Source organism: Leptospira fluminis, assembly GCF_004771275.1.
In the GTDB taxonomy this organism is placed as follows: Bacteria; Spirochaetota; Leptospiria; order Leptospirales; family Leptospiraceae; genus Leptospira_B; species Leptospira_B fluminis.
The window spans coordinates 187,404-193,403 of the sequence record NZ_RQEV01000015.1 but is presented as its reverse complement, the minus strand read 5'-3'; the positions used below and the strand labels follow the sequence as shown (position 1 = coordinate 193,403).

Below are 6,000 nucleotides of genomic sequence, written 5' to 3'. Positions count from 1 at the left end.
CATCGTTCCTCTCCATACTCGTAAAAGATCTTACTCAAAATCTTCTCAGGATAGGTATTGATCACGTCTTCCGCGGAAATCCCGCCGCTAGAGGAAAGACGCATGTCCAAGGGTTCATTTTCACGAAAACTGAATCCTCTCCTCGCGTGAAGTAAGTGGAAAGTGGAGATGCCCAGGTCCAACAAAATTCCGTCCGGATTTCTATCCGCACCTATCCTACTTAAAAAATCCGAATCCACTTCCGAAAAATTGGCCTCAACGGACAGGATTCTATCCGAAAATTCGGCCAATCTGGACTCGGCCCGTTTCAACATCGCGGCGTCGCGATCCAGCAGAATGACTTTAGAGTTCGGAAAGTTTCGTAAAAGGAGAAGGCTGTGCCCGCCTTCTCCGGCAGTGCCGTCCAAAAAGAGAAACTCCGATTCGGGAGGAAAGGCCTCCTGAAAATAGAAAAGAATTTCCCTATACAGGACGGAATAATGGACGGGTTCCAATTTATGTTCCAAGATTCGTCCGATCCCCTTTAGCCGCAACCGTAAAGCGAATCGATTGCAGGAAAAGGAATTCGCGTAAACCATAGATCATAGGGTATACCGTAAGGATTATCGATACAGAATTATTCTTTAAAGCAAAATCTTGACTAATTCGAAAATTTTTCACAATCATGTCGTCTTTTAAAATAGGTACCAATGAAACGTCAGAGCTTAGTTTTTATTCTACTTTCTTATAGTGTTTTGATCATCGTACTTCTCGTGGGAAGCGTATCCGCGATCGCCTTGCTTGCGGGAAAGGACCGGATCGAAGAAATCTATTTTGAACAGATGCGAGGAGCGAGCCGGGCGGCGGCCCAGGAAGTAGGAAACTTTTACGATACCCATCTTGCGATCGCCCATATTCTCGCCGAGGATCCGAGAACCAAGGAAACGATCCGCACGGGAAAACCTATCGCGCAACCGCTATATCAGGAGATTCAAAAACGGCTCGGAACATACGAAAACGTATTCGTTACCACCGCGGAGGAAACCCCAGTTGTAATCACGGACGCGATGATCAAAGGGACCGGACTACGAATCGGTAAGGAACAGAACATTCCGAACATCAAAGTCGCCCTGGAAGGAAAACATTTTCTCGGGGAACCTCTCCGCTCCCCGATCACTCAGTTGCCGGTTTCCCTATTGACCGTTCCCGTAAAGGACGGAGGGAAAGTGATCGGAATCATCGGATTGGCCCTTTCTTTGGAATCACTTTCGGAAAAAGTGATCAAGAATTACAAAATCGGAAAGCAAGGTTATCTATCGGCGATGACGGCTTCGGGAGCGATATATGCGCATCCCAAAAAAGATATGATCATGAATATCAATCTGAAAGAAACCAGTTACGGAAGCACAATGTTGGCCCTACCTTCCGGAAATATGATGGAGTTCGAATTCAGAGGCCAGAGCAGATACTCCACGGTTTACCACTTGAAAGATTGGAATAGCATCGTGGTGGTGATTCTGCCCAAAGACGAAGTTTGGAGCTCCTTCCGGGAATTGCTTTGGGTGATCATAGCCGCCTCCTCGGCAATGGCATTTCTCGCGCTATGGACGCTCAATCTATTGTTGAAACGAAGGCTAAGCCCTCTAACCGAGGCAAGCCTTGTCTTTCAAAGCATGGCCAAAGGAGATTTAACGTCGAACGTTAAATCCACCTATGAAGACGAAATAGGCGTTATGAATCGGGAAATGAATACCTTCATCGCGAGTTTAAGGAACTCCATCCGGGACATACAAAAAATCGCGTTCGAACTCGCTTCCGCCTCGGAAGAGCTGAACGTTTCCTCGCAATCCTTCGCCGGCGGAGCGCAATCCACCGCAGCATCCTCCGAACAGATGTCCGCGACCATAGAGGAAATGACTGCAGGCATGGAAAGCATATCTTCCATTACGGAAACTCAATATGTAAACATGTTGGCGTTCCATTCCAAAATAAAGGAACTCTCCGCAGGTGTAAGAAAGATCGGAGTGGAAATCCAGGGAACGTTGGGCACTGCCAAGGCGATTTCCGATCAGGCACAAAAAGGGGAAGAGTCCTTGAAAGGCATGAGCAAGATGATAGAGAACATTCTTGTCTCCTCCGGGGAAATGAGAGCGATTATCGGTATCATCAACGACATCTCCGACCAAACCCAACTTCTCGCACTAAACGCCGCGATCGAAGCCGCCAGAGCCGGCGAAGCAGGCAAAGGCTTTGCAGTAGTCGCGGAGGAGATCTCCAAATTATCCGTAAAGACCGCCTCTTCCATCAAATCGATAGGAGAAATGATCAATAAGAATAATACGGAACTCGACGTAGGTGCGAAAGGGATCCGATCCTCGGTGGAAATCATTCACGGCATTATCCAAAACGTTGATTCCGTCGCGAACGCCATGAATCACCTTTTCGAAATTACTTCCGCCCAGGAAGGAATCAACCGAATCGTGGACGAACAGGCGGACAAGATCGGCAGCGAAGCGGAATCCGTCAAATTAGCGACGGGAGAACAAAAACGTGCGGTAAGTGAAATTTCCCATGTGATCGTACAGATCAACGAACACACTTTAAACACCGCTTCGGGTTCGGAACAGATGTCCTCTTCGGCTCAAAATCTTGCAGGAACCGCGGAAACCTTGAGAAGTATCGCCGAGAAATTCAAAATATAAGCCCTCTTCGATCCGATACTAGGAAGGAATTTCGACGACTCCTTTCGATTCATTGGAGCGAACCCCTCGGGTTGGAAAATATGGAATCCTATACGGAAAGATATGAGACGTAACAGTTTAAAGATCATCTTATTAGCCTCCAGCACCATAACCGTCATCCTACTTACGGCTGCCCTTTCCTCTTTCGCTTATTATACGGCAAAAAAATATATAGAAGAAACCTATATCGACGAAATGAAAAAGATCTGCCGAGTAAGCGCCAAGCACATCAAAGGTTTTTTCGCTACCCAGTTTTTACAGGCGCGGTTCATTTCGGCGCAGCCCGTCTACGTAAAGGCGGTTGCGGCACGGGATCGAGCGACGTTGATCGCTATGCTTTCCGAACTAAATTCGAAATTCGGAATATACGAAAACGTTTTCCTCTCTACCCCCGAAAAAAATCCGATGGTATTTGCGGACGCCACCGGGAAAGGGTTGAACTTTCGCTGGGGAAACATCGGGTTCGACGAGAACATCGAAGCGGCCCTGGCGGGAAAACCGCATTTGGGCAAAGTCGCGATCTCTCCGATCACCCAGGAACCCGTCGTCCTTTTGACGGTTCCGGTCATGGACAACAAACAGGTAGTCGGGATCCTTGCGTTCTCGCTATCCATGAACGCGGTGACGGAAACGGTCGTTAAAGATATCAAGATCGGGTCCGACGGATATATTGCGATCACGGATTTCGACGGGACTGTCGTAGGACATCCGGATAAATCCCTGATTATGAAATTAAATTTATCCAAAACCGATTGGGGCAAAAGCATGCTTCAACTGAAGTCGGGCGAATACATGGAGTATTTCTTTAAGCAAGAAAAAATAGCCGCCGTATACCGCATCGATGAATACAAACTCACGGTGGCTGCGGTGGTCTCCAAAGACGAGCTCGTTCAAGTAGCCCACTCCATGCTCCTTAGGATTCTCGGTTTCGCGGCGGTGTTTTTGGTCATTTCGGTCATATTCCTGTACAGATTACTGTCGCTCCGCCTAAAACCTCTCGAAGACGCGAGAGCACTGTTCAGATCGATGTCCGAAGGGGATCTGAGCAAACAATTGGAGATCGTTCACGAAGACGAGATCGGAGACCTGAGCAGAGATACGAACGCTTTCCTAAACGGTCTAAAATCTTCTCTCAACGATATACAGAGGATCTCCTTCGATCTTGCGAATTCCGCGGAAAAACTTTTTTCCAGCTCGGAAAATTTTTCCAATTCGGCGCAATCGACCGCAGCTTCGACCGAGCAAATGTCGGCGACGGTCGAAGAGATGTCCGCAGGTATGGAGACTATTTCTACGACCACGGAGAATCAACATAGAAACATATCGGATTTCCGGATCAAGATCGAGCAACTCTCGTTTAGCATCAAAAAAATAGGAGAAGAAATCCAGAACACTTTAGGAATCACTAAAGCGATTTCACTAGAGGCAAAAAAAGGGGAAAATTCCCTAACAGGGATGACGAATATGATTTCGAACATATTAAAATCCTCCGGAGAAATGAAAGCGATCATAGGAATCATCAACGATATTTCCGACCAAACTCAATTGCTCGCATTGAACGCGGCGATAGAAGCTGCCAGAGCGGGAGAAGCAGGAAAAGGATTCGCGGTCGTAGCGGAAGAAATCTCGAAACTTTCGGAAAAGACCGCGTCTTCGATCAAATCCATATCTGCAATGATCGTCAAAAATAATTCCGAATTGGATGCAGGAGCAAAAGGTATCCAATCCTCCACGGAAATCATCCATTCGATCATACGCGACGTGGATCGCGTATCTGAGGCGATGGACAAACTCAATGAGATCATGTCGAAGCAGGAAGAAGTGAACCGGGTCGTAAACGAAAAAGCGGAGCGAGTCGGAGCCGAATCCGAATCCGTGAAGCTCGCCACTGCCGAGCAGAGGAGAGCGGTTCAGGAAATATCCGATGTGATCGTCCAGATCAACGAACACACGATCAATACGGCGACAGGTGCGGAGGAAATGTCATCCTCTTCTAAAGGGTTATCCGATAACGCCGAAACTCTAAAGAGGATCGCGAGAAAATTCAAATTAAATTAGAATGATGTTTTCGAGTTGGATCCGCGCTCAAAAAGGAATGCGGATCCCGTTAAATCGACGGTTTCTTTTGGTAGACCGTATGCCCTAAAAACTTGTAGGCTTCCGAAATTCCGAACAGAGTTTCGGAATGCCCGATGATAAGAAGCCCTCTGTCCTTAAGCACTTTCTCGAAGCTTTCGAAAATCTTCTTTTGGGTGGGCTTATCGAAATAAATAATTACGTTTCTACAGAACACACAATCCATCTTTTCGATAAAGGGATAAGGCGTTTCCAACAGATTGATCTTCCGGAATTCTAACATCGATTTTAATTCCGGCTTTACGTGGTACAAATCCTCGTCTTTTCCTGACAAATCCTTGACCCGCAGAAAATACTTCCTTTTCAAAGCTTCACTGATGGGTTCCAATCTATCAGGTTTATAAATCCCTTCCTGAGCCGTCTTGACGACGTTCGTATCTATGTCGGACGCGTAGATTTTTATATCCCATCCCGGTTTAAGCGCAAAATATTCTGCACAGGTGATCGCAATCGAATAGGGCTCCTCTCCGGTGGAAGAGGCACTCGACCAAATGCGTAGAGTTTTCCTACCGGTTTTGTCCGCTTTCTCCTCGAGTGAAGGAAAAAAAACGTTTTTAAGAAATTCGAAATGATGATTCTCCCGGAAAAAATCGGTCTTGTTCGTAGTGATTCGATTAATGAGTTCCGTTAATTCACTATTAAAAAATTTCCGATCCGCCTGAAGAGCACGGATATAATCCGAAACGCTCGCCATTTTGTGGAATCTAGCTCGGGAGTTCAACCTGGACTGGACCATGATTTTTTTGTGATCCGCCAGAAAAATCCCGGTCTCCTTATGCATTAGTTCTTTAACAAAATGAAATTCATCGTCCGTAATCTGGGTCAAATGAGAAAATGTATCTTCCATGAATCAGCGAATTCCTAAGGTCTGGTCTAAGGAAACAATTTTTATAATTTCTAAAAGTTTGGGAGAAACGTTGACGGTTTCCAATCTCGTCCCTTGGCTTCTTAAGCGGTTTGCAAAAGCTACCAATGCTCCTAAGGCGATGGAAGTGAGAACCTGCACTTCTTGGAGATCCAAGACGACTAGAGAAGGACTTCCTTCCAAATGAGAATTGAGAAAAGCGCGTAAATTCTCGTGATCTCCGTTTAGGACCTCGTAGTTCAAGGAGATTACGACGCGTTCTTTTCCGCTCATCACTAG

5 protein-coding genes are annotated in these 6,000 nt (G+C 46.4%); 2 read left to right on the top strand and 3 right to left on the bottom strand.

Features of this window, described 5'->3' with window-relative positions; translation table 11 throughout:
- Window positions 1-506 (bottom strand): 16S rRNA (cytosine(1402)-N(4))-methyltransferase (gene mraW, locus EHO61_RS15260; protein ID WP_135814424.1); only part of this gene is annotated, 506 nt, incomplete at its 3' end.
- 183 nt (window positions 507-689) lie between these two features.
- On the opposite strand from mraW, the gene EHO61_RS15255 reads away from it, so the two are divergent.
- Both EHO61_RS15255 and EHO61_RS15250 read left to right on the top strand, forming a co-directional pair.
- Entirely contained in the window at window positions 690-2,681 is a 1,992-nt protein-coding gene (locus EHO61_RS15255; RefSeq protein ID WP_135814423.1) for a methyl-accepting chemotaxis protein, read from the top strand.
- Between the two features lie 102 nt (window positions 2,682-2,783).
- Complete coding sequence (locus EHO61_RS15250; protein WP_135814422.1) at window positions 2,784-4,778, top strand: methyl-accepting chemotaxis protein; 1,995 nt, start codon at window positions 2,784-2,786, stop codon at window positions 4,776-4,778.
- A 49-nt stretch (window positions 4,779-4,827) separates the two neighbouring features.
- Here the strand turns inward: EHO61_RS15250 and EHO61_RS15245 are convergent, their stop codons facing one another.
- Entirely contained in the window at window positions 4,828-5,703 is an 876-nt protein-coding gene (locus EHO61_RS15245; RefSeq protein WP_135814421.1) for a CheR family methyltransferase, read from the bottom strand.
- A 3-nt stretch (window positions 5,704-5,706) separates the two neighbouring features.
- Window positions 5,707-5,994 (bottom strand): STAS domain-containing protein, encoded by a 288-nt coding sequence (locus EHO61_RS15240; protein ID WP_135814420.1) that lies wholly within the window; start codon window positions 5,992-5,994, stop codon window positions 5,707-5,709.
- Window positions 5,995-6,000 lie beyond the last annotated feature (6 nt).

Coding starts and splice junctions, on each gene's coding strand:
- EHO61_RS15250 (WP_135814422.1), top strand. CDS start 2,784: ATGAGACGTAACAGTTTAAAGATCATCTTATTAGCCTCCAGCACCATA.
- EHO61_RS15245 (WP_135814421.1), bottom strand. CDS start 5,703: ATGGAAGATACATTTTCTCATTTGACCCAGATTACGGACGATGAATTT.
- EHO61_RS15255 (WP_135814423.1), top strand. CDS start 690: ATGAAACGTCAGAGCTTAGTTTTTATTCTACTTTCTTATAGTGTTTTG.
- EHO61_RS15240 (WP_135814420.1), bottom strand. CDS start 5,994: ATGAGCGGAAAAGAACGCGTCGTAATCTCCTTGAACTACGAGGTCCTA.